The 23266-nt window shown below is 52.3% G+C and carries 13 protein-coding genes and 1 tRNA gene; 4 read left to right on the top strand and 10 right to left on the bottom strand.

Translation table 11 applies throughout. The features are described from left to right. Positions 1–38: 38 nt before the first annotated feature. Together SH287x_RS08535 and SH287x_RS08530 are read right to left on the bottom strand one after the other, a co-directional pair. The gene (locus tag SH287x_RS08535) at positions 39–320 is read right to left on the bottom strand and encodes a hypothetical protein (protein ID WP_479518277.1); all 282 of its coding nucleotides are present in this window, start codon (positions 318–320) and stop codon (positions 39–41) included. A gap of 333 nt (positions 321–653) precedes the next feature. Continuing rightward, positions 654–908, bottom strand: coding sequence for a transposase (locus SH287x_RS08530; RefSeq protein ID WP_479518275.1), 255 nt, complete (start codon positions 906–908; stop codon positions 654–656). A 317-nt stretch (positions 909–1225) separates the two neighbouring features. Here SH287x_RS08530 and SH287x_RS08525 point away from each other — a divergent pair, with 317 nt between their 5' ends. Then, positions 1226–2287: a DUF1559 domain-containing protein gene (locus SH287x_RS08525; RefSeq protein WP_479518274.1), complete on the top strand. Its 1062-nt coding sequence runs from the start codon at positions 1226–1228 to the stop codon at positions 2285–2287. Positions 2288–2838: 551 nt separating this feature from the next. Here the strand turns inward: SH287x_RS08525 and SH287x_RS08520 are convergent. The 8 genes from SH287x_RS08520 to SH287x_RS08485 form a co-directional block, all read right to left on the bottom strand. Then, positions 2839–2911, bottom strand: a tRNA-Asn gene (locus tag SH287x_RS08520). Positions 2912–3098: 187 nt separating this feature from the next. Further along, positions 3099–4442: a type II secretion system F family protein gene (locus tag SH287x_RS08515; RefSeq protein WP_479518273.1), complete on the bottom strand. Its 1344-nt coding sequence runs from the start codon at positions 4440–4442 to the stop codon at positions 3099–3101. Between the two features lie 121 nt (positions 4443–4563). Further along, the gene (locus SH287x_RS08510; protein ID WP_479518272.1) at positions 4564–5421 is read right to left on the bottom strand and encodes a type II secretion system F family protein; all 858 of its coding nucleotides are present in this window, start codon (positions 5419–5421) and stop codon (positions 4564–4566) included. Positions 5422–5556: 135 nt separating this feature from the next. Then, entirely contained in the window at positions 5557–6906 is a 1350-nt protein-coding gene (locus tag SH287x_RS08505) for a TadA family conjugal transfer-associated ATPase (protein ID WP_479518271.1), read from the bottom strand. A 67-nt stretch (positions 6907–6973) separates the two neighbouring features. Further along, positions 6974–8557, bottom strand: a complete 1584-nt coding sequence (locus tag SH287x_RS08500) for a pilus assembly protein TadG-related protein (protein WP_479518270.1) — start codon at positions 8555–8557, stop codon at positions 6974–6976. A gap of 135 nt (positions 8558–8692) precedes the next feature. Next, positions 8693–9682 carry a Flp pilus assembly protein CpaB gene (gene cpaB / locus SH287x_RS08495; protein ID WP_479518269.1) on the bottom strand — a complete coding sequence of 330 codons (990 nt, stop codon included), beginning with the start codon at positions 9680–9682 and terminating at the stop codon, positions 8693–8695. Between the two features lie 185 nt (positions 9683–9867). After that, positions 9868–10278 carry a TadE/TadG family type IV pilus assembly protein gene (locus tag SH287x_RS08490; RefSeq protein WP_479518268.1) on the bottom strand — a complete coding sequence of 137 codons (411 nt, stop codon included), beginning with the start codon at positions 10276–10278 and terminating at the stop codon, positions 9868–9870. Continuing rightward, positions 10265–10954 carry an A24 family peptidase gene (locus tag SH287x_RS08485; RefSeq protein WP_479518267.1) on the bottom strand — a complete coding sequence of 230 codons (690 nt, stop codon included), beginning with the start codon at positions 10952–10954 and terminating at the stop codon, positions 10265–10267. Before SH287x_RS08485 ends, SH287x_RS08490 begins: the two co-directional genes overlap by 14 nt. Positions 10955–11346: 392 nt before the next feature. Between SH287x_RS08485 and SH287x_RS08480 the strand changes: the two genes are divergently transcribed. The 3 genes from SH287x_RS08480 (at position 11347) to SH287x_RS08470 (ending at position 23210) form a co-directional block, all read left to right on the top strand. After that, complete coding sequence (locus tag SH287x_RS08480; protein ID WP_479518266.1) at positions 11347–12198, top strand: inositol monophosphatase family protein; 852 nt, start codon at positions 11347–11349, stop codon at positions 12196–12198. 486 nt (positions 12199–12684) lie between these two features. Next, positions 12685–16329 carry a hypothetical protein gene (locus tag SH287x_RS08475; protein ID WP_479518265.1) on the top strand — a complete coding sequence of 1215 codons (3645 nt, stop codon included), beginning with the start codon at positions 12685–12687 and terminating at the stop codon, positions 16327–16329. Continuing rightward, positions 16326–23210: a hypothetical protein gene (locus SH287x_RS08470; RefSeq protein WP_479518264.1), complete on the top strand. Its 6885-nt coding sequence runs from the start codon at positions 16326–16328 to the stop codon at positions 23208–23210. The genes SH287x_RS08475 and SH287x_RS08470 overlap by 4 nt, the downstream gene beginning before the upstream one ends. The last annotated feature ends 56 nt before the right edge of the window (positions 23211–23266 follow it).

Raw genomic sequence — 23266 nt, 5'->3', positions numbered from 1 at the left:
TTCTGATGTCTCTGGTACGGTCACGAAGAGGACAACAATCACGCATGATGTTGTTGCTCTTTCCACGACATTTTAGTGATCTCTCCAGAACGAACAGTCGCCTCGTAACAAGTAGCGCCAGCAGCAGTGGCCAGCATTGTCACTTCGGTTCTCGCTACGATGTTCGCAGCCAAGGGAAGTCCATCACCACGAAGTAGCTTATACCATCTGGGAATGCGGCGGCTCTGTACCCATCCCTCTTCCAAAAGGTATTGGCAAAACTTCTCTCGTGCGCTTATTGGTTGAACGGTTTTGATGTCGAGATCAAGTAGAATATACATGGAGCGAATCCTTCGTGATCACGAGGAGTTGGCCCAAGTGTCGAGTATACTCGATGATGACAGATTTTACGATGAAAAGCCCCCTCTTCTTTGAATGTGCCGCATCAGTTTCTGACAGTCGGCAGCAGTCAAATCGTGTAATACCGACTGTCAGAGATGGTGGCCGGGGATGTGTGGGATGATCGATCAGATTGGATACAGCGGGATTGGCAGGTAGCTGGGGTTCCTCATAAGTCATCAAAGCCCCATCTTTCCCAAAGAGTCGAGCCTGAAAAAGTCAGTTGAAGGTATGATGAGGATTTTAGTCGCGGCGGAGAGGGGCTTTGGTCGGCTTTAGGCTGGTTGGAGACGGATTTTCATCGGGTTTGTGGGGCGGATGCGGCTGGTGAACTCCCACCACACGTTCAAAATCCAGGCAAAAAACAACCGCCCCAGCAGTTTGCGGAGGTTACTTCCCGCAGCCGCCAGCACCGCGTTGATCGCGTCGCCTGTCTGTCCTCGCAGAAAACAGCGGCCCATTCGATGATCCTGCTTCAAATGGCCGATCTTCGGTTCAATCGCACTGCGACGCTGGCGTCGTTTCTTCATCGTACGGCTCAGATGACAACTGGAACTTCCCGAGATGTGAATCGTAGCCGGGCCTTCGTAGCCGTGACCCCGAGACCCTTTGTCAACGAACGCGGATTTCACTGGCAAGCCAGACACCACCCCGAATTCTATGCGATAAAACAAGTTTTCAGGCCCACCGAATCACTCCCAGCGATCGATGTGATGATAGAAAAATCAAAAACTGCCAAAATCATATCGATAAACCACTAGCATTGACTTTGCCACTCGCATAGCATCATCAACCAGAACACTCCTGTGTTTATATTCATTAACACTACGGCTTAAAAGACTGGGTCATGATCAGCAAGCATCGCGGCTTCACATTGATTGAGTTGCTGGTCGTCATTGTGATTATTGCCATTCTGATCGCCCTGCTCCTTCCGGCGGTGCAGCAGGCGCGTGAGGCATCAAGACGAACCCAGTGCCGTAACAACCTCAAGCAGATTGGCCTGGCGCTACATAACTATCACGAGACCAGTCGCCAGTTCCCGTTTGCCGCTTTCCCTCAGACGCCCATTCCTGGGCCTGCTGTGATCCGATCAACCTCATGGCTGGTTCGGATACTGCCGATGTTGGATCAGGGGCCAGCATTTAATTCACTGGATTTTATCAACACCAATGATTTCAGTACCCAGGACGGTGTGACCAGAAATTGGGTCACCATGACCACCACACACATTCCTGGAGTGAATTGCCCGTCGAACCCTCTGCCTACGACAAAACAACATACTGTCAACAGCGTGACAGCTGCTGCCCTCTCACTACCCACCACCACGACGGCGTCAATTCAGATTTCAGATTACGCAGGCATTTCGGGATCTGTCCTGGATCCGGCGACAAATAGCCGCCACTCCCCATCTCACTGGCTTGGAGTACCAACCGGAGGGTGGCAAAGCTGGAGTGGTGTCATCACTTTGTCATCTGCATTCCATGGCAATTCGAGCACTGATGCCACTCCAGTTCTTCAGCCTCCCGTTAATCTTGCCAAGATCACAGACGGCACTTCAAACACGGTCATGGTCGCAGAACAATCAAGCGCTGACCCTTCATGCACAACGACCACAAAGGATTGCCGGGCATTTGGCCATGCCGGCGGTCTTTGGAATGGAGGTTCTGCTGGTGGAAATCAATGGTCACATGGCATCACAACAGTTCGAGTGAATATCAACTTTGAACTCGGTGATACGGGTAATACAACGACAGCCGCTCGTAATACAAAGATCCTGTCAGCCCACACCGGCGGCGCGCATGCCCTGTTCTCAGATGGCTCTGTTCGTTTTCTCTCTGAGAATATGAACAATTCACTCTGGCAAAATATTCTGTCCAAAGCTGATGGTGTCCCAGTCGGCGAATTCTAAAGCGATTCCCCTCTTAACTGTAGCGCACTGGCAGGGTGCTGAAAAAGTCGGATTGCGATATTGTTCTCTGGCGCTAAACTGCTCTTTCTCCCGAAGATACGGGGCGAAATCAACCGATTGTTGGAAGTGCTCAAGTCCATAGGGGTCGACGCACTGGCGAGCATCAAAGAAGAGCTGGCGCGACTGGAGTCGTAAGACAAACAACTGGTTCTTGAATTACGGAGACTGGCCGACCGCCAACGCCCGATTGAACGGATCAACGAGCAGGCGCGGAAGTTTTTGCAAACATGGCAGGGAGTCGCCGAGATTCTTGACCGGGCTTCCGCGGATGAGCAGCAGCTGATTCTGCAGCACTTCATTGAGGTTGTGGAATTGACGGCCACGACCGAGAAAAAAGACGCTGGAACATATGCCCTGAAATTATTTCCAGAAGCAAACAGGACAGCGGCGGATTGCGCTGGACAAAAAGAACCAAAGTCCGTCCAAAACAAGTGCTTCGGACGGACTCGTGTTGACCGAAATTGGATCGGTTCTTCAAATGGTCGAAAAAGCTCCCCGACTTGGATTCGAACCAAGAACCTACGGATTAACAGTCCGGCGCTCTACCGGTTGAGCTATCGGGGAATGCGTGGGGGTAGTTTAGTGTTCTGGCCAAATGATGCAAGTCAAACTGAGGATCAATCACAAATCATGCGTATCGTCAACGATTTCGGAGAACCACCTGGTCAGTTGTGCCACACTGAGATGACACTTTAAAAATTATCAGGTGATCGCAAAAGCTGAAAAAACACTCTGAATTGGTACTTTTTTCTTAGAACGGCTGCTGACCAGGTGGGTTATCGACTCTAGCCCGATTGTTGTTATTGATTCGCTGGATAGCCTGCGATCCGGTATCCAACCCATCGCGTCCCCCTTCATAGAAGAATCGTGACAGTTCGATGACAGCCGGCCCCATCAAGAAGAGATACACAGCCGGCATCAGGCATAGCACTGTGGGAAACAACAGACGGAATGTGGCACGGTTCCCTTTTTCTTCAGCCCGCTGCTTAAGGCTCTCACGCATGGTCTCTGAATAATCGGCCAATGCTCCACTCACGCTTGTCCCCATCCGGGATGTCTGCATCAGCAACGAGGTAAACGAGTGCACTTCGGGGACGTCAACCCGCTGGCTGAAGTTTTTGAGTGCCACTTCAGGAGAACCAATGCGAGACTGCTCGGAGATAATCCGCAGTTCTTGTTCAAGAGCCGGATACGCCCCTTTCATCTCGCTTTGAATTCGTTGCAGTGCCGTGGGAACAGTCATGCCCTGACTGACGCACATGTTCAACATGTCCAGCAGATCCGGCATCGCCTTTTCAATCTCAGTGCGGCGGTCACGCGCTTTGTTTCTCAGGAACAGTCGAGGAAGCGACCACCCCAGAATCGGCATTAAAATAATCGCCCCAATGACCATCGGCTCAAATCGTGGCGGCACCAATAGAAGCAGAACACCACAAAATAGCATCGGCAGAATCATCGCGAGATAGCGAATCGCCGAGAAATTCATCAGAGCATGAGGCTGATAATAGCCAGCCGCATAGAGATCTGAACGAATTTCGCTCTTTGCACCTCCCATGTCAGGAAGAAGCGAAGCTAATGACGAGGTGATCGATCCGAACGCCAGATCTTGAGAAGGAACGCCCGGCACTTCATCAGCCAGAACTCTTGGTAAACCTCGGGTTTGGTCGGCGTAGGTACTTGCCGAATTGACAAACAGCCGCTCATCCTTCCAACTCGCTTCCCGATTCACTGAAGGAGAAATTGGGGAAGGGCTGATCGAACTGGTCGAGTATGACTTGAGGATGCTAACGCCTTTAAGTCCAGGATCAAGACTTTCGCTGCTATCGCTAATATTGTTGCTGCCGCTGTTGACGTTGCTGCTGGATTTTGTCTCCATTTTGACTGAAGGGGCAAGCTCCCCAGGCTCATTATCGGCATCAACTTTAGCCAGTGACCATTCTTCATTGCCAGACGCTGTGCCTGTCGCCGCGCCTGTTCGAGTCCCCTTGGCACGCTTTCGCGAGTTCCACCATTTCATGAAATAGCGATAGCAAATCACGATGGCCAAAAGGCCCATCGCTGCATACAGCAGATTGAGAATGGAGGGTGGCAGCATCGTCTATTCCTTGCCTGGCTGAAGACCAGGATTCGTCATGGTCAAAACTTTATTTGCTGAAAATCAATGGGCGAAGAGGCGATGCGAATCGAGTTGCGCCCCTCCGGTTACCAATGAAGGATTATGTTCGCTGGCTGTCCCGCAGGATCCGGAGCACCCAGATGGTGCCGAGAATGGTTAATGTGAACGCCAGCAAAGTGGCATTGCGTCCCCAGGAACTTCCCATCAATTTGGCGAAATAATCGGGATCACGGAGGGTAAAAAAGACGAGCACTCCGGGAGGCAAAACCACCATCAGCAAAGCTGTGGCCCGACTGGCAGCGGTCATGGCGCGCAGGCGACCCAGATATTGCAATCGATCACGAATCGTTCTTGAGAGCTGCTCCAGGACTCCCACCAGATCGCCACCGGTCTGTTGATGAATACTGAGTGTCATGCAAAAGAGCCGAAGAGTCATCAGGCCAGTCCGGTCAGGGAGATCTGCCAGAGCATCACTCAGAGGCATCCCCATCTGCATGCGTTTAACCCCCAAACGCAGTTCATCACCTAAAGGGGAAGGAGTGTCTGCTGCGATCAATTGCAGGCACTGCTCGATACTGCGTCCCGTTGTTGCGGCCCGTGCCAATTCTTCTAACATCGCAGGAAGTTGCCCCAGCATCTGGTTCTGTCGACGGGAGCGTGTGAACATCAGGAAGAAGATCGGCAAAAGAAATCCAACCACCGCTGCCAGCGCTGTTGTCAGAAAATTCTCTTGAAACACAAAAATCGCCCCACCGAGAGTGAGGCCACATAACAGGCACAGCATCAAGACCACGGCGGGGGAGATTCCCAGGCCGGATTGCAACATTAATTGATCAAACCAGCGGTTCAGACGTTCGCCCGAGCCTTCTTTGCCGGGCTGTGCAAACTCCTCACGAGGTCGCATGATCCCCGAAAAGTCAGCAGTCTGTCTTGATCGATCAAGGGTGGATGTTGCCATAACAAACTCACATTGCCTTCATGAGGCTAAACAAACCCGATCTGAAAACCCGACCTGCTAAATATCACGATGATCAATTCCAGTGACAGACTCGCTCTTTGTCATGTCATTGACTTTTAGCAGCAAGGGGGAGCTTCAAGAGGAGTAGGAACTTGAATCGGATGTTCCCCCCAGTTCCCGGGCATGGAACTGAATGTTGGGAACTTCGTGGCCGCGTGCTGCTAATCGCTTGAGAATTTCTGGCTCATAGCCTGTGGCATAGAACGATCCACGGGCACGACCGTTCGAGTCCACGCCAGTCATGCGGTAGACGTAAATATCTTCAAGACGGTAGTGACCATCTTCGTAGCCATTCAATTCGCTCACACGCATCACTTTACGTTCACCTGTCCCCAGGCGGGTGATGTGCACCAGAATCTGCACCGCATTGGCGATGTACTGCCGAGCCACGCTATGTGGCAGATCAACACCGGCCAAAGCAATCATTAACTCCATCCGGTCGAGAGCGTCGCGAGTATCGTTGGCGTGGATGGTGCTCATTGAGCCATCGTGGCCGGTGTTCATGGCTTGCAGCATATCGAGCACTTCACCGCCTCGAGCTTCGCCCACAATGATACGGTCAGGACGCATACGCAAGCTGTTTTTAAGAAGATCGCGTTGAGTGATTTCCCCGCGTCCTTCGATATTTGGCGGGCGGGTCTCCAGAGAAACCACATCTTTCTGCTGCAACTGAAGTTCAGCGGTTTGCTCGATCGTCACCACACGTTCGGTCTCCGGAATGAACCGCGAGATATTGTTCAGCATGGTCGTTTTTCCGGCGCCGGTGCCACCGCTGACAACAATGTTCAACCGTCCGCGAACAGCGGCAATCAGAAAGTCGGCCATTTCCTGTGTCAGCGAGCCCATACGCACCATGTCTTCAAAGACCACGGCCTTTGATTTGAATCGGCGAATGGAAACCGTCGGGCCACGCAGTGCCAATGGAGGAATGACCGCATTGAGACGCGAGCCATCTGGCAGCTTGGCATCCACCATCGGGGAGACTTCGTCAATACGACGTCCTGTGCGTCCCACCATCCGGTGAATAAACTGCATCAAGTGCGCATCGTCAGCAAAACGAATATCGGTTCGTTCAATCAGACCATTGCGTTCCACAAAGATGGTCTCTGCACCATTGATGAGCACGTCCGTCACTGAAGAATCGGACATCAATGGTTCGATCGGGCCGAAGCCATAAATCTCATCCATGATGGCGGTCACCATCACGTCGCGGTCGGCTGCTGGAAGGTTGGCTTCCTGTTGCTGACAAAGATGATTGGCCAGCGAACGAAGCTGTGCACGCAAGTCAGCTTCCGGAAGCTGGCTGGCTTTGGAAAGATCGATGGCATCAACCATCTGGCGATGCAGTCGCGTTTTCAGAACCTCGAACGTACGCCGGGCGTCGCTCGAACGGCCGTCGACAGGAGTCTGCATGTCAGCAATCATTTTTATATCCTCACGACACGATGCCGGGTGATTTCCACCAAGCATTATCTCACATCGAATGAATCAATCAGTTGGTCAGTCGCAATTGATACAAATACTGGGGAGCCGTCACGCGAATTCGTGGATCTGGCGAATCAACAATGGCGGTGCGAGTCGCGATCACCGCCGGTTGAACGGTCACCTGGCAGCGACCACCTGCGGCGTCCTCTACCTTAAGAATTCTGACAACAGCCAGCGTCATGGCATTGATCTGAAGATCCTGATTTTTCTTGCTTCCAGAACTTGATGAAACGGATGTTTTTCTGTCAGAAGAAGTTTTTTTATCGTTCGGTAACGCTGCCGGGTCGAACAGAATCACCACGCGGGACTGCCCGACAATTGCGGATAAAGCATCACGTTCGGAGGTGTTCAGGTCTTCCAGGGTCGCGTTCATGATTAAAGGAATCCCGGTTCCTGAGCCGGAAACAGCGGGAGAGACAGCTGATTCATGGCCTTCTGTCTCGTTGTCAGAGAGAGAGGATGTTGCATCAAACCCGGCGATGGAGTCTTGTGGTTTTTCACCTGTGCTCTCTTCACCTGTGCCATCTTCACCAGTGTTCTCTTTGGCAGCATTTTCTGATAATTCGGAGGTGATCAGCGCTTTGCGTGTTTTTTCAGTGGGCAAACGAATCTCGCCATTCCATTCTGAGAGCTGCTCCTGTGTGATCCCTTCTGCAATCTGGATGGGGATCTGGTCATCGGCAGTATCAATTCCCAGTTTCAGCAGTAGCGCATTGGTGATGGTGTTGCTGGATGAACTGGGCAGTCCGAATGTCAGCGTCATCTCTGGCAAACCATCTTCCCCTCGCGTCAATCGGCCGGTGGTTTCATCGTAGGCCCACTCATCCGGGCCACCATTTTCGGTGATGGCCTTCTGCCATGTCTGATCGATTGTCCCGCTGGGATCTTTTCGCAAAATCGCCATGGGCAGCATGGGTGCCCTTGCTCCAGAGAGCGGGCGTAATCCAACGACCGGAGCCAGAATGCTCGCTTCAGCATGAGTCTTCACATCTGCCCAAGGCAGTCCCGTTGCTCCACTGACAAACAGCCCCACGGGATTTTCTCGAAATCTTGACCGCTCGGCGAAAACAACCACACTGCCGGGTGACTCTTCGCTTTCCACAAACCGGGTTGTTCGTGAAGTCACCACGTTGTCATCAGGATGCGAGGCTGTGGTGCCGGAAGAATCGATCGTGGAGTTTACCAGGCCTGGTGAATCGGATTTCATCAAGTACGACTGATTGGCAGCGGTTGAATCAACACCCGCCAGATGGCCAATGCGAATGTCTTCACCAGCACCCTGTGCTAACTGGATCGGTTCGCCAGCAGCAAGGTTCAATCCGGCGATATGAGCCGCTTGATAACGTGCGGTTTCCAGATAAGTGGGATCCACATCATCCTTGAGAATTTCATCGCTGGCCAGACTTCGAGCGGCAGCCAGCGCAGCGGCTTCAGCACCTGATTGAAGTTCCACCCGGGCCGCTTCAACCCACAAGCGATCACAAATCAGCGCCAGCATCAACATCACCACCACCAGAGCGCAGGCAAACGCAGGCGTCAGAAAGCCGCGCCTATGAACATGCGGTAAGCGTTGTGATGGAAGCAAGTGCATCGAAGTTCCAACTGGCTCCCTGCGTGAAATAAGGGTGGCTCGCCGTTTTGTCGAGCCACCCTATGCTCATCCTGTCGCGACCTGTCTTGTCGCAGTTGATTTGTCACACCTGTGTCGTGAATCCCCAAAACAAGATTAACGACGATCAAACATGTTTCGCACTGCGGTGGGCGAGAGATCCTTTGTCCGTTGCGGTTGAGCGTCAGCACGAGGCCGATCAGGAGCCTGTCCTGAAGGATCGACATTATCAGTCCGGGGAAGAACCTGTTGGGCGCGATCACGATCGTCTCGGGGGAGTTCACTGAGATCGAGCAATCGACCTTGCTTGTTGAAATGCTGAATTCTTCGGTTCTGCCCCCGGTAAATCTCAGTCAGTAATGGCTGAGCAACAGGGGAAGGAGCCTCCAAACCCAGAATTTCATTGAGCGTCACGCGTTCACTGTTGGTCAGCGCTAATCCTCCATTCCCGGCACCATTGGGATTAAAGACCAGCGTCAGCGCACCGCGTGACTCAGCCAGAGTCACCACATTTGCTTGTGCCTGGGTCAATTCGAGCGTGATGCGATTGGCACCCCGTTCAATCCGGCTTTGTGTAAAGCTGCGGTTGATGGCAATCACTTTGACACCTTCAAAAAGTCGCATCGTCAGGCCGCCTTGAAGGTCAGCATTTGACTCGGACTGCAAGGTGAAAAGCACGTCAACGTAATTCCCTGGTTTGATCATGCCGTCGACAATCCCGACAGCCTGATCAACAGCAATTGAGACCGCTCGCATCCCGTCGGCGACTCTGAGATCCGGAAGTTCACCCGGTTGATAAAGCTGGTTGGCTCGAATTGGTTCTGCCGAGCGAATTTTGGTTCGTGAAACACGTCCCACAATCACGCGGTTGGCCAACAGCATGTCGGGTTTGAGCTGACTGTTCTGCACTGGCCCTAAACCAATATGGTTCTCAGTGATCAACGTGCCAGGCTCAATATCGGAAATCGCCATTGGCACATTGCGCGTGGCAATGACCGGCTTCTTTTCTTCCCGCGCCAGCAATGACTTGCCGATGTAGGCGACGACAAGCAGCCCGACAACGCCGAACATGACAAGCGTCAGCAGGGCAGGGGTCAATCTACGCACTTGAGCATACTCCGCAGGGATTTTGGCATTAATAGCCAATCAGACCGTGGCAAACTTTTTGCGAGCCGATTTCATATCGCGCTCTTCATTGAAGCCAGGCTCCCAGCCTTCTTTCAGTGCCACGATCCCTTGCGGCAAATCACTCCACCATTCTGTCTATCGGTCAATTCGGCTGACGACTGACGTCACTCGCGAATCATTCGCGTTTCTGAGTAAAGATTCTGATCAGCCAATGTGATCCCGATTACCCACAGCAAATCCGGCGCAGCCGCTGTCATTGGTACAGAAACACCAACTGCTACCACTTCCCCCGGCTGATCCGAGAGTTGAGTCTGAACTTCGAGTCCATTTTGTAATCCCGGACTCAGCACGCTGCGGACAATGCTTTCGACAGCAGCGGGATCAGTTCCCGGTAACGAAGCGGCCCGTGCCCCAGCGCGGCTGGCTTCAACAATCTGGCCACGAGCATAAAACAGCATGGAAAACTGCAACAACGCCAGCAGCAGCAACCCGAGAATCGGGAGCGTTATGGCCAGCTCCATCGTGATGAAGCCGCGTGAAGCGCGCTGCCTGTTGACCAGCTTATTTGACTTCATTCGCGGTCTGTTCCTTATTAATCACCGCAGTTGCGTCGGCCGGAGCGTCTTCAGATGCCACGTTGGAAGAAACTGCTGCCACGGCACCCTGGACCGGCTTTTGCTCGCCACGCAATTGACCAGCGGGGAGTACGGTTGCATCAAGAAACAAGATACACCAGGTCGCCAGCGCAATCGGTTCGGCATAAGCCATCAGGCCACCGACTCGGCGCAGGCTTTCGGTCTGTGACTTTCGCCAATTCCCGTTTTCGTCTTTCAATGCCGTTGCTCTGATGTCTTCTCGGGTTTTGTTGAGGCCTCGCCGCAACACACTCCACAGCAACATCAGGACAGAACCAACCGCCACGAACAGAATTGTCAGCACAACTGTGTAAAGTGTCAGCTTCCATCCCAGCCAGACCGAAAGAGCGCCCATTAATTTGGTGTCGCCGCCACCGCTGGCACCAATGGTGAACAACAAGAAGAACAGTCCAAACCCAATTGCGAAACCCAAACCCGCATCGGCCAGGCCAGGAAGCCCATGGAAGGCCAATTGGTAAACCCATCCCAGAGCAAAAGCAGGCAGCGTTAACCAGTTATAGATCCGGAAATAGCGCAGATCGGTGTAAGCGGCTGTTGTCGTCAACACCAGAACGCCCGCGAGAAACACCATCGATTGAGGATTCAAATCAAACATTGCTCTTGCCCTGCCGCTATTTCAGAGGAGTTGACCTGTCGATCTGAGGAGTTCTCATTTCGCCATCCCGCCTTGAATCCGAACCGGGCTTTGTCCAGTGACAGGGCACGATCCGCGCTCTCAGAGAATGTGTCTTCGTGAAACATAGGTTGAAAAATCGCCTCGATGAAAAGTTCCTTCTCTGATGGTGACGTTGTTTTGAGAAATCCTCCTCTTTGTCATCATGGAGTTCTGGTGAAAAAAGAGAGGTCACTTCGGTTAAGTGGGTTGTAGTAGATTTGCGGGCGCTTTACGTTTCGGGAAAAATAACGGGAACCCTCTTCGTGGTTCATGACAGTTCCGGCCTTACCTGCCGAATTCCAAACACAGCTGCCAACAGGGAAGAATACAGCATGCTGCCCCCCGAAATTCCCGGTTCCGAAATTCCCGGTTCCGAAATTCCCGGTTCCGAAATTCCCGGTTCCGAAACTCTGGATCGGCTCCTGTTTTCCGCGATCCGGGCGGCCCGTTTGGGCGGAGCGATGTTGGAGTCGTGGCGTAGTCGATTTACCGTGACTGAAAAAAGTCGCGCTAATTTGGTGACAGAAGCCGACTTTGCTTCGCAAAAACTAATTCACGACACGCTGCTGGGGGATTTTCCCGATCATAATTTTCTGGGTGAAGAGGAACTGGCGACCAAGTCCACCGCCTCCCCTTATCAGTGGGTCGTTGATCCACTGGATGGCACTTCCAACTATGTTCACGGCTTCCCTTATTATGCCGTCTCGATTGGCCTCGAATATGATGGGGAATTGATTGTCGGCGTGATCTATGACCCGACTCGCCACGATCTGTTCACAGCCGTCAAGCAGCGCGGGGCTTTTCTGAATGGGCATCGATTAAGCTCGTCGCCTGTCACTGAAATTGCAGATGCCATGTGCATTGCCAGTCTTCCAACGGCGACTTCCTCCACCGATCCAGCCGTCATGCGTTTTCTAAGCATGATCGGAAAATCGCAAACGGTGCAGCGAACAGGGTCAGCGGCCTTGAATCTGGCTTATCTGGCGGCAGGCCGCATTGAAGCCTTCTGGTCATCCAGTCTGAAGCCCTGGGACATGGCGGCTGGGGTGCTGCTGGTTCGGGAAGCCGGGGGAGTTGTCAGCCAATTGGGCGGGCAACGCTTTGATCTTTACCAGCCAGAAATTCTGGCCACGGGGACTGAACTTCTCCAAAGACAGATTGTCGAAGAGTTTTCGAGACTGTGATCACTTGTCTGATCACGTCCCTGTTCGCTTCGCCGCATTGGGAATCACGAATCTGAGCAGCTTTCGGATTTCTGAAGACGTCCCACAGATGTCAGCTGATGTCACGCTGTTGTCTCTCCTGTGAGTTATGTATATTTGGATAGTTCCCGGGCGATTTTATCTGTCTCTTTGGCTACCATTCCGGTTCATGATCATTCGTCTCTTTGCCAGTTGCCCGATAGCGAATAAATACCAAGCCACAAGATCGCAGATACTGCACAACAGAATAGACTGCATGGTCTTATGATTTCCTCACATTTATGGAACCTTTGAAATCTTCCCGGAAAAAACGGATCGGCGACGTAATATAGCATGTCTCTCATCCTGTCTGACGGTGTTCCTCAATGACCGAATTTTCATGTGAGCGAGTTCTCGCTCGATCGTGATCTCGCTCGATTCAGTGAGTTGTTGGTATCTTGAACTCATTGTTCCCAAGAGAATCTGAGTTTGAACTTCTTTCGTAAAATCTCTGTGGCAGACTCCCGCCTGGCGAAATCCGGGTTCGCGCTGAGGGTGCGCCGCTGGCTGTCATTCAGCCTGGTCATGTGCTGCCTCTTGATGGCGAGCAGTCTGGCGTGCGGACAGGAATCTCAGGCAACCTCCAAGGCATTGCCTCCTGCAATGATTCCAGAAACCGAGCCTTTCAGTACAGAGATCGCGCCAGGGGTAGGTTCAACTCGTCTTCGTGAGGACGAAGCCAATCCGCAAGAGGTTCCCAAGGCAAATCCTCCGGTTATCAACTCACTGCCAGCAGGTGCTCGGGCCACTTCTTCTTCTGAGGGGTTGAAATCTCTCCCGGCTGAAATTGTTTATCTGCCCAATGCCAGCGGAATTCTCGTTCCAGTTCCCGCAGGAGGAACTGTCGAAGGCTATGTCGAATGGTTGCGACAGCAACGACTCGCACCAGCCAATGAAGCTCCACAATGGAGCGTCGGTTCTGTTGAAGTGCAGGGAACGGTCGATGATCACCTGGCAAAACTGACGATTCAATTTGTGATTGAAGTTCAGAAAGCCAGCAAGCCATTCCCCATTTCTATGGCTATGAATGAGGCGACACTTACGGGAGTTCACCACAAAGGTGAGGGGAAACTGCTGTTCGGTGGTTTTGATCGCGATGAAGGATATCGTTGGTGGGTTCCCGGCAAGGGCCGGTTTGAATTCACCGTCGATGCCATTGTGCCATTGCGAAAACAGCAGGCGTCATCGCGACTTCTCATGAGCCTTCCCGGTTCGGCCGTGAGCCATCTTGCCATCACGATCCCTCAGACCGATCTCATCATCAAAACGGTGGAACCTTTTACACAGACATTGTCAAAAGAACCCGCTGGACAGACCATCATTGATGCCTATGGTTTCGGTTCTCGACTCGATCTGTCGTGGCAGCGGGGGAATACTCCCGTGGTCGAATCGCAGTTGGAGTCCTCAACCACGATTACGGCGCGGGTGAATTCGGATTCATTGATTCTGGACGCCATCCAGCGTTTGCGAGTCCCTCAGGGAGTGAACAATCAGATTGTCCTGCGGATGCCCAAAGGGTTTGAATTGGTGACTCTGGAAGGACGTGAGTACCGGGATCATCAGATCGACTCACAGTCTCGAAATCGCGTGATGATTTCGCTGGCATCTTCTGCGACAGGTCTGGTCACACTGAATTGGACAGCACGCAAGGCTGTGGAACTGGATCAACCACTCACCATTCAAGGGTATCAGGTCGAAAAGGCGCGTCGACAAAATGGAGAAATCGGGTTCATTGCCAGCGATGGCATCCAGTTAACGATTGATGATCTCCAAACGCCTCAGATGGTGCGGATGACGGTGGCTGACTGGCAAGCTCAGCACGGTGGCAGTCCGGTCACGAGGGCTTACCGATTCTTTGGACAAGGCTTTCAGTTGAACCTGACACCACGTCCGGTCACTCCTTATGTTGTCTGTGAACCGCAGTTTTCTTTGATGACCTTTGCCAATGAATTGCGATTAGAGGCCATCTATCCCGTGGAAGTCTATCGCGGCCGGGTGACATCACTGAGCCTTCACTGGCCAGCATGGCAACGACAGAACTGGGTGATTGAGGCCATCGAGCCTCGCGGGCCTGTTGTTGAATCGTTCACAGCAGAGCAATCTGCGAGCAAAACGCCACTTTCAAGACGTGACGCCAAAGAAACCGATTCCTTAGACCGCGAGAGCAGGGAATCGTCGAATTCCTCATCGAACCTGACGATCAATTTTTCCTCTCCCAAACAGGAACGGTTTACGTTTCGGCTCAGGGCACGTCGTGCGATTGAGCCAAATCGTCCTTTTTCACTGACGCTTCCCATGCCAGTGGATTCAGCACAAGTTCCCGCCACCCTGGTCGTTTTTAATGCCGAAAATGTGGAGAGCGTGCTCGAGACTGTCAGCGGTGTTCCACTGAAGTCAGCACCTTCCAATAGCGTGGCCAATCTGATGTGGACGCAGAACGTCCAGGAAACGCGACACTCGATCTATCGACTTCCCGCAGAGCAGAACGATTTGAAATGCACGATTGTGCCACAAACCAAAAAAATCAGTTGTACGTCGAACACTGTTGTGCTGCTTGATGGACAAGAACTGAATATTGAGCAGATGCTTTCTCTGAATGTGGAGTATGAGCGGATCCCTTCGTTCCGTTTGAAAGTCCCTGACCATCTCGTGGAGACGTGCCAGTTTCTCAATGATGCCGGTGAAGTCTTGAATGGCGAATGGGGTTCGATGGTCGAATCAGGGTCTCGGGAGTTTCATCTGAACTTCCCTCGACCGGTCTTTGGCCGTTCTGTCATCCGGGCAAGATATTCGGTGCCGCTTTCGGATCGCTCTCCGAAAATTGAACCGATCACGCTTCAGGCCATCGTCCCGGCGGAGTTTCCCCTGATGATGGCCACTGTCGAATATCCACGCGGGCAGGCACTCGTTCCTTCAACAACTTCAGAGGGATGGCGGCTTGTTTCTTCATCTCATTCGTCACATCTTTGGACGACTAACGAAACAAAGGATCCCATTACGCTCCGATTAGAACCGGGCATGGAACTCGATGGCGACCGACCCGAAGTTGATGGCTGCGTGCATCGTTTGTCTGTTGACGACGCGGGGACCTATTTCTGGCATTCTCGGATTTCACTATCGAAAGTCGCTCCGAATATCATTGTGGAACTTCCCGAGGAATCCACATCAGCCCGTTTCTACTGGGATGGCCAGGAAGTGACTCCCGTCGTCCTGACGGCATCCAGGGCAGGCGTCAAAACGTATACACTGCTGCGTCCGCAATCCAATTCTTTAATCACGGACTTTACCAAAAGGGCCGAAACAGAATCATTCGTTTTGGATATCAGCTGGTTAAGCAAAGCCGTTGAAGATGGCCGGTGGACAGGTCAGATTCCACTGATGGGTGCTCAACTTCCTTATATCAACTGGTCTGCTTCTACTTATTGGGAGATTCAACTTCCCAACGATCGTTATCTGCTGAATTACTCGAGACGACTGACACCCATGTTTCAGTGGAAACGGCGCGGTCTCTTCTGGATTCGCGAGTCGTTGCCGACGCCTGAATTGTCAGCCAGCACGACTGGCGAACAAAATGGGACAACACGACAATTGGCGTTGCTCCCCAATAATTCTTCAACGGTCAACCGTTATCTCTTTACCGAGTTTGGACGCGCCACTACCCACGAAGTTGCCATCATCAGCATGCCTCTGATTGTTTTTCTGGGGGCAGGAATTTCTATGGCCGCAGGATTTCTTATTCTTCGTGTCCCTGCTTTGCGGCGCACCATGCCACTCCTGATCGCTGCTTTTGGAATTTCCCTGCTGGGATTGTTCCAGCTTCCCATTCTGCAATTATTGGCTCAGCCGATCATTATCGGCCTGCTGTTCCCATGTCTGGCCATCCTGCTGGAACGATGGTCGGCACTGCGTCGTCAGGAAACCATCCTCACCCTTTCTCACGATTCCTCCGACAGCTTCCGGCCTTCAAGCCACGAGCAGGCCTTGACAGCCCTGTTTGCTTCGGAAGAATCTACACAATATCGCAAACCGCAGTTCTCTCAGGCTGGTGAAGGCGAGCGGGGAGCAATTCCGTGAGCATCCTGTTGCGATGGCTGACTTGTCTCTGCCTGATTTACCTGGCAGCGGACTCTCGTTTGGCTGTGTTCGCCGATGAGCCACCTCTGCGCCGCATTGATGTTCCTGCTGACCAGCCAGCTCAATGGCCACCCGGAAAATGGACAGCCATTCCCCGAGAGGAATTCTCAGCGTGGATGAGCACGATCGAATCGCGCCGGGCTTCTCCCGAGCGGAGCCGTCTCTGGCAGGCCAGTTATCAACTTCAACTGGAAAAGGGGCAATTACAGGGATCCTTTGAGGTTTCTCTTTCCGGGAAATGCCGGCAAGGAGGTGAGTTAATTTCATTAACACCCTGTGAACTGACGCTGAAATCACTTCGTTGGAAAAGTGATGATCCCGTGGTCTTTGGTCGTGCCAACGACCAGAACCCCTACCTCTGGATTGACAGTGATCAGAGGCTACAAAATGACCGTCTTCTCGGTGAATGCACGATTGACGGAGTTTCGCTTCCCCGAAGTTTGTTCTTTTCTCTCTCGTTGTTACCAGCCGACTTGTCAAACATTCAATTGTCTGTCCCCGCAGGCTATCAAGTCTCGAGTAATGCAGGAGTCGTGCTCCAGAATGGGCCTATGGCAGAGACCGGGCTTCAATCGCTGACTTTGAAATTGGCCGGCGTTTCTGAAGTCGAGTTAACATTGACTCGTCAGAGTGAGACAGCGCCTGAACCGACCGTCATGACCTATGAAGAAGATCTGACAGCCATCGTCCGGGAAGATGAACTGCGTTTTCTGTCGACTCTGATGATTGATGTTCCCGACCAACAGACTGTCCGTCGATTGCAATTATCTCTGCCTGACAACTTTGATTTAATTTCCGCCACGCTGGGATCAGACACTCCGCTTCGTTTTGAGAGGCTCTCGTCGGATGTTCACAAACGATCCATCGTGATCAACTTGCCACAGGACATGAATGGTCGATTGCGAGCCATTCGATTGGAAGGAACATTACCGGGGAGTGCACTTCCTCATGTGATGATTCCGCAGATTGTCCTCGCTGATGCGTTAATGACACGGGGGCGAGTGACCGTTAATGTGATCTCTCCTCTTCAACTGCAAAATGTCGAGCAAGAGGGTTACCGCGAAGCCGGCCCACTGACCGTGACCGCCGATGGCGAAGTTTTTGCCTACGAACGACTTCAAAAAAAATCACGATTGAAACTGGAAATTCGCCGGCCAATCCCCCGGTTTACGTGTCAATCAACCACCATCCTTTCCGGTGAAAATGATAACTGGAGAATTCGCAGTCGTCTGGAGTGGCTCATTTCCAGTGGCTCGCTCCAGCAGGCCACGATCACTGTTCCCCCGGAATGGGAAATTACGGAAGTCATCGGTGAAAATGAGAGTTCAAAGTTAGCGAACTGGGAAGTTCAGAAAGACGGAGCACGCACTTCGTTGCTGCAACTGGAGTTTGCCTCATCGTTCAATTCCAGTCAGCCCCGCAGAGTGATGGTGGCGGCACGTCGCACGATTTCCACTTTTCCACAAAAACTGGCGATTCCCGCTTTAAAGCCAGCCAACGCGGAATCCATTGAATTCCTGCTGGGTATTCATACCGACACCACCGCAAGACCTTCACCCAGCGAAAACTCTCGTTTTGAACCGACGATCCTTCCGAATCCCGTTGATCCGCGGCTGAGCAGTGATATCCGTGAACTGGTGCCGAATTTTTCTGCAAAAGACTTTCATTGGTTTCGCGCGGTTGATCCTCAGACCATCGGAGACCTGCTTTTTCTGAACAACCCGCCTCCTGTCGATGTGAGAGCGACAGTCGTTGCTCAGAGTGAAGACGCGGTATTGACCGAACAGTTTTTTCTGGAAATTGCCTCATCCGAACAGCCTTCCCAGGAAATACTGATTTATCTTTCCGAGCCTGGCGACAACATCGAATGGTGGATTCAGGAGGGGAGCAATGAAACCAGATTGACGGCCCACCGTGCTGCCAAAGACCTCTATGCTCAGTGGGGGTATCCTGAGTCTGGCGAACTCTGGCAGATCTCGATGAATGCGAAGGGAAGTGACCTGCGGAATCTTCGTGGTCGACGGCAGAGATCCGCTGAAGAAGCCTCAATCGGATTGGTCTTTGTTCCTCATGCGAGGCAATTTCGGGGCCGATTAATCCTGGACGTTCCCCAGTCACTCAGCCCCATGATCGATGCGAAACACGTCGAAGCGATCGATTTGCCATCTCTTGAGCAGGCATCACTTTTTCGAGACTGGCAACTGAAAGAAATCGTCGGGCATCAACGCCTGTCCTGGAACTATGCCAGTCTGGATTCTCTTGTCCGTATTGGCGATGAAGCCAAAGAGCTTTTCCCTGAAACAGCCCCCATGGCTGAAGTCCAGATCATCGCGCAGATTCCTGCCACGCTTGGTGGGGAGTATCGGTATCAAGTGATCTACCAGCTACCCCGAAACCAGAGAGGGGCGATCACCCAACTGACTTCTCCCCATGGAGTCAGCATTCGTGCCCTGAGATCCGACAATCCGGCGATTTCCGCAGAAGTTCTGCTGACCCCAACGGGGATAGAGCGCCGGACCTGGGAATGGAACCGATTGGAAATTGACTTGGAAGGTCATCTTCCCGGTCAATGGCTCTCTCAGAATCTTGAACTTCCGATCCCTTCGGTGGGAGTTCAAGTCATCTCGTCGACATTGGCGCTGATGGTGCCGCCAGAGGTGGATGTCTCTGCAATCAATTCCGCCTGGTTTGCCCATGAATTTACTCCACCAAGCTGGCAAGAACGTTGGTTTGGGCCATTGGGACGCAGCCGTCAGGAGACAATGTTTGATCCCGTCCGGCGGTTATTGCCTCGTATCACGGACTCCGGATTCTCTGACAAGGGTGAGCCATTTGGCCACCTCATCCCGGATTCAACCTCAACCGCCCAGTTAAAACAGCGAATTCGCACCTTCACATCTCCGAACGGTGATTCACAGATTCGTTTGTCGTTCTGGAATTTGAAAGATGCGCAGCGAGTAAGTTGGGTGCTGTTTTGGGGAACGATTGTTCTTTCAATGGGCATGATTCGTTTTCTCCCTCAAAGAGGTGTCCGCCTCACGTTCTCCGCAGCGGTACTATTAACGGTGATTCATCCCTGGTTGGCATTGTTCACACAGCCATTCGCGGGAGCGATTCTCGCGGGCTTGCTGCTCATGCTGGTCATTCCCATTCGAATCTGGAATGACCGGGAAAAATCTTTGCAAGCCCCTTTAATTCCTTCAGGAAGTACGCAAAGTTTCCGAATTCCCGGCGCCCTGTCGGGATCACTGCTGGTGATGCTCGCGCTGGTTCGTGCCGCCATTGCCGCTGCGATTTTCCTGGCCCTGGTTCCGATGGTGGTTGTGGAAGCTCAGGTCAGTCGTTCAGAGATCAATCCCAAGGCTGTTCCCTCGGTTGCTACAACACAATTGACCCCAATAGCCAGTATGCCCCAGGAAGCAGTGACATCGGCTCCAGATCAAACAGAGGCCGTGCCATTCACTGATGAAAAAGAAGATGCCAACCTGAATGACCTGCTGGTTCCGGTCAGCTCGAATGGGGCGGTTTCTGAAACACTTCCACTGGTTTATCTTCACCCAGAGACTGCTCAAAAGCTGAAGGCTCTTGCCGCTGATTCACCAGCAATCATTGATACGCTGGTGGCACGCTCGGACTACGAAGGGAAGTGGCTTACACCGACCAGTCTCTCATTGGCGGCGACTCATGAAATCTGGGTGCTTCCTGAGTGTAAGAATCCCGAATTGCGGTTTCCGATTGCATCTCGATTTCTGGGTGGACGGGAGTCGATCCTGCTTGATGGCTCGCCAGCGGCAATTTTCCCCTCGTCCACAGGGACTGGTTCCAGCATTTCTTTTCCCGATAATGACACTGCCAACCCAGCACGGCATCTACTGCAATTGGACTTGCATCCTCTCTCCCAGACAGTCCCGAACCAAACGAGATATTCCGTACCGCTACTCCCATCGCTGCTTGCTCAGATCAAATGGCCTGGCCTTACGACAGAGCAGGCTCCTGTCTGGTTGCGTCCGGGTTTTCATACTCTGAAGGTCTCATTCCCGGAAACAGGGCGCTGGATCGGCCCGCTGGATCAGCTTCAGTTCATCAACCCCGTTAAAGGCTCTCGGGGCACGGATGACTCTTCATTCGCTTCGCCAGTCCAGACCTCGGACATGTTGCCGTCACTAAAAAACTCTGTGACAGTCACATCCACCATGAGCACCGATTTCGTCCTTTGGAAGCACGTCAGTCAGCAATTTCGGCGGCCGACAGATCCGCATGTTTTTAAGATAGAAATTCCGTCAGACGCCATTGTGCGTTCATTGACCTCGGAAAGAATACTGACTTCGTACACGCTGCAAGGAGAGACTGCGAAACAGCTGGTGCTTGAACTCAAACCGCGACTTGATGGCCAGCGAGAAGAACTCGACCTCATGCGTTCTGAAACGCCCCTGACAATTGAGTTGCAACTGGTGATTCCGAATGTCTCGGCGAACTCAGCTCGCTTATCACTCACGGACTGGGTGCCTTTTCACGAAACAGCCGTTGTTCTCACAGATTTTTCAATGACCATCGATGGCTCCTATGGTTCGACGCTTCGTGTTTTCCCTGAAGAAAGCCAAACCACATTAGAAAATCGGAATCTCAGCCGGAAAAATGAGAGTCCTCAGAATTGGCCAGCCGGATGGCAAGTCAGTCAGGTCTCACCAGCGAAATTTTTGATCAACACGCGTCAACCAGCCACTCTCAATGCGGAGCTGTCGCAAGTTCATCCCCAGCCCAAACTCACGAGTTGGAGTCAATCTTGTGATGTCTCAGGACAGCGGCTGGAAGTGGATTATCTGGCGGTCATGGAAGCCAATGAGGCTCCCGTCTATGCGTATCGTATGATCGTGGATCGAAGGCTGCAGTTAGAAACCGTTTCCGTTGAGCAAGGGGGAGCCGAGCGACTGGTGCGTGTGTCTGATGACCGCCGCCGTGACAATGGACGTCATCTGTCGTTGCTGCTTTCAAGTTCTTCGGCAGGATCGCAGACGATTCGGATTCGCGGAACCATTCCCTTGCGCCAGCAGAAATCCATTCTGCTCCCACAGTTTGAATTTGACCAGATTCCAGCCATTCCAGGCATATTGTCTCTTCGGGCTGATTCCGACGTTTCTGTCCGGTTAGAGGCCGACCTGGAGCGGATATCGCCCATCGATCAGGCTGCCGTTTCGACCACGACATCGCTGTTGGGAGTCCCCATGGCGAGAGGAAAAAAACTGATCGGCCAGTTCCGCTGGCGGCAAGATCAACCTGTGACACTGAATGTGGTTCCACAAGCCATTTCCATACCAGCCCAGGCTTACACACTCATTGGTTTGACTGATCCCTCCAAACCAGAAGTCACGTCCTGGATCCAGGTTAATCCTCAATCTCTGCCTGTAGGTGAGCAGCGGTACGAATTGGAATTGCCACAGTCCATCCGCAATCACCCTTCAACACAATTGACAGTCACTCGCGGAACCCTTCGTCCGGTAGAACCTCACGCAGGTCGATTTGAATGGAACGATGACGAGCCATCAGCTGTGTTGACTCGTTCCAGCGACTCCGCCCGGCCTCTGATTTTTAAGCTGGAAACCACCCTTGAGTCACTTTTCCCCTTTGATCTTGCCCGATTACTGCCACAGATTCGCAATGTCAGTATTCAGAACTATCAGACATCGATTCTGCCAGTTGATACAGAAATTAAAATCTCTAACTCTCAGCCTGAATTGATGCAATTTGGCCCTCCCGCCTGGGTTCGGAAGTTTGTCACTCTGGAGACTGGTCACGAAAGCTGGATCACACAAGAGACGGGGAATGCGCCGCCCACATTATCAAATAGCAACTCTCAGCCTGTCACGACACAGATTCAAAGCCGTCATGTCTTGTGGCTGGAGACCAATGGCAAGATCAACGCGGTTTCAGAATTTCTGATCAGTTCACCCAACAAGATGCTGGCATCGCTGGAAATCGATCCTCTGATTCAACAGGAATCGGCCTGGGTCAATGGATTCAATGTCCCTGTAAATACCATCAATAACGACTGGGAACCGGAAGATTTGAAATCAGGAAAGCTGGTGAACCTCAAGCTTCGCTGGCAACTCAATTCCTTATCGCGATTGCCTTATCGCCGGCAAATTGTTTTGCCGAATTTTGCGAATCAACACGAAGTTGACTCCACCGTAGCGCTGATGGGCCCGATCGAGGGATGGGTCATTCGCGGGAATAGCCTGCTGCCTATTGGCAAAAATACCTCACAAAATCACTTCTCAGTTCTGCCTATGCCGGGCCATACGAATTCTGCTGCTCGTCATCTGCCATCAAATCTTATTCGCTCCTCGTTCCATGCAAAGACCGTCTCTCCAGCCAGTGATCTCCGATCATTGCTGGTTGAGCATGAGAACGATGTCGATGATTTACAGCTTTCATCCCGATCAGAGATCTCCTGGAGAGATTGGGCCTTCCGTGGGAGTGAAGATCGTTTTTCCGTTATCTCACAAATGCCGAAAGACAATAGGGGCCAAATTGATTTTTTCACGATCAGCCCGGTGATACTGAAGACATTCCACAAGCTGCTTTTTGCGATCGTGGGTGTTCTGCTTTACTTCACTTTCAATCCGATGTTTGTCCATCGCTGGTTTGCTCTGCATCCTCATGCGGCTTTTGCGCTCCTGGGATTACTTGGCTGGCTGGTTTTCATCGCCAGCGGAATTGGCCTTATTGTGGCGATCGCGGCATTGTCCCACAGTGTTTGGCAACGCTATCCGTGGCGTAAATTCCGTCTCTTCCAGCCTGAACCCCTGGTTCAGAAAGAGTGAACCCAGGAAATGGCTTATGCCAAGGTTCCCTCAAACTGAAAATCAGGGCTGAATCA

The organism is Planctopirus sp. SH287 (assembly GCF_056500625.1).
The sequence above is the reverse complement of the archived record's forward strand: the minus strand, read 5'-3'. Positions and strand labels throughout refer to the sequence as shown.

Excerpts from the sequence above, each read along its gene's own strand:
- SH287x_RS08535 (WP_479518277.1), bottom strand. The coding sequence starts at position 320 with ATGTATATTCTACTTGATCTCGACATCAAAACCGTTCAACCAATAAGC.
- SH287x_RS08530 (WP_479518275.1), bottom strand. The coding sequence starts at position 908 with ATGAAGAAACGACGCCAGCGTCGCAGTGCGATTGAACCGAAGATCGGC.
- SH287x_RS08525 (WP_479518274.1), top strand. The coding sequence starts at position 1,226 with ATGATCAGCAAGCATCGCGGCTTCACATTGATTGAGTTGCTGGTCGTC.
- SH287x_RS08515 (WP_479518273.1), bottom strand. The coding sequence starts at position 4,442 with ATGCTGCCACCCTCCATTCTCAATCTGCTGTATGCAGCGATGGGCCTT.
- SH287x_RS08510 (WP_479518272.1), bottom strand. The coding sequence starts at position 5,421 with ATGGCAACATCCACCCTTGATCGATCAAGACAGACTGCTGACTTTTCG.
- SH287x_RS08505 (WP_479518271.1), bottom strand. The coding sequence starts at position 6,906 with ATGATTGCTGACATGCAGACTCCTGTCGACGGCCGTTCGAGCGACGCC.
- SH287x_RS08500 (WP_479518270.1), bottom strand. The coding sequence starts at position 8,557 with ATGCACTTGCTTCCATCACAACGCTTACCGCATGTTCATAGGCGCGGC.
- SH287x_RS08490 (WP_479518268.1), bottom strand. The coding sequence starts at position 10,278 with ATGAAGTCAAATAAGCTGGTCAACAGGCAGCGCGCTTCACGCGGCTTC.
- SH287x_RS08485 (WP_479518267.1), bottom strand. The coding sequence starts at position 10,954 with ATGTTTGATTTGAATCCTCAATCGATGGTGTTTCTCGCGGGCGTTCTG.
- SH287x_RS08480 (WP_479518266.1), top strand. The coding sequence starts at position 11,347 with ATGCTGCCCCCCGAAATTCCCGGTTCCGAAATTCCCGGTTCCGAAATT.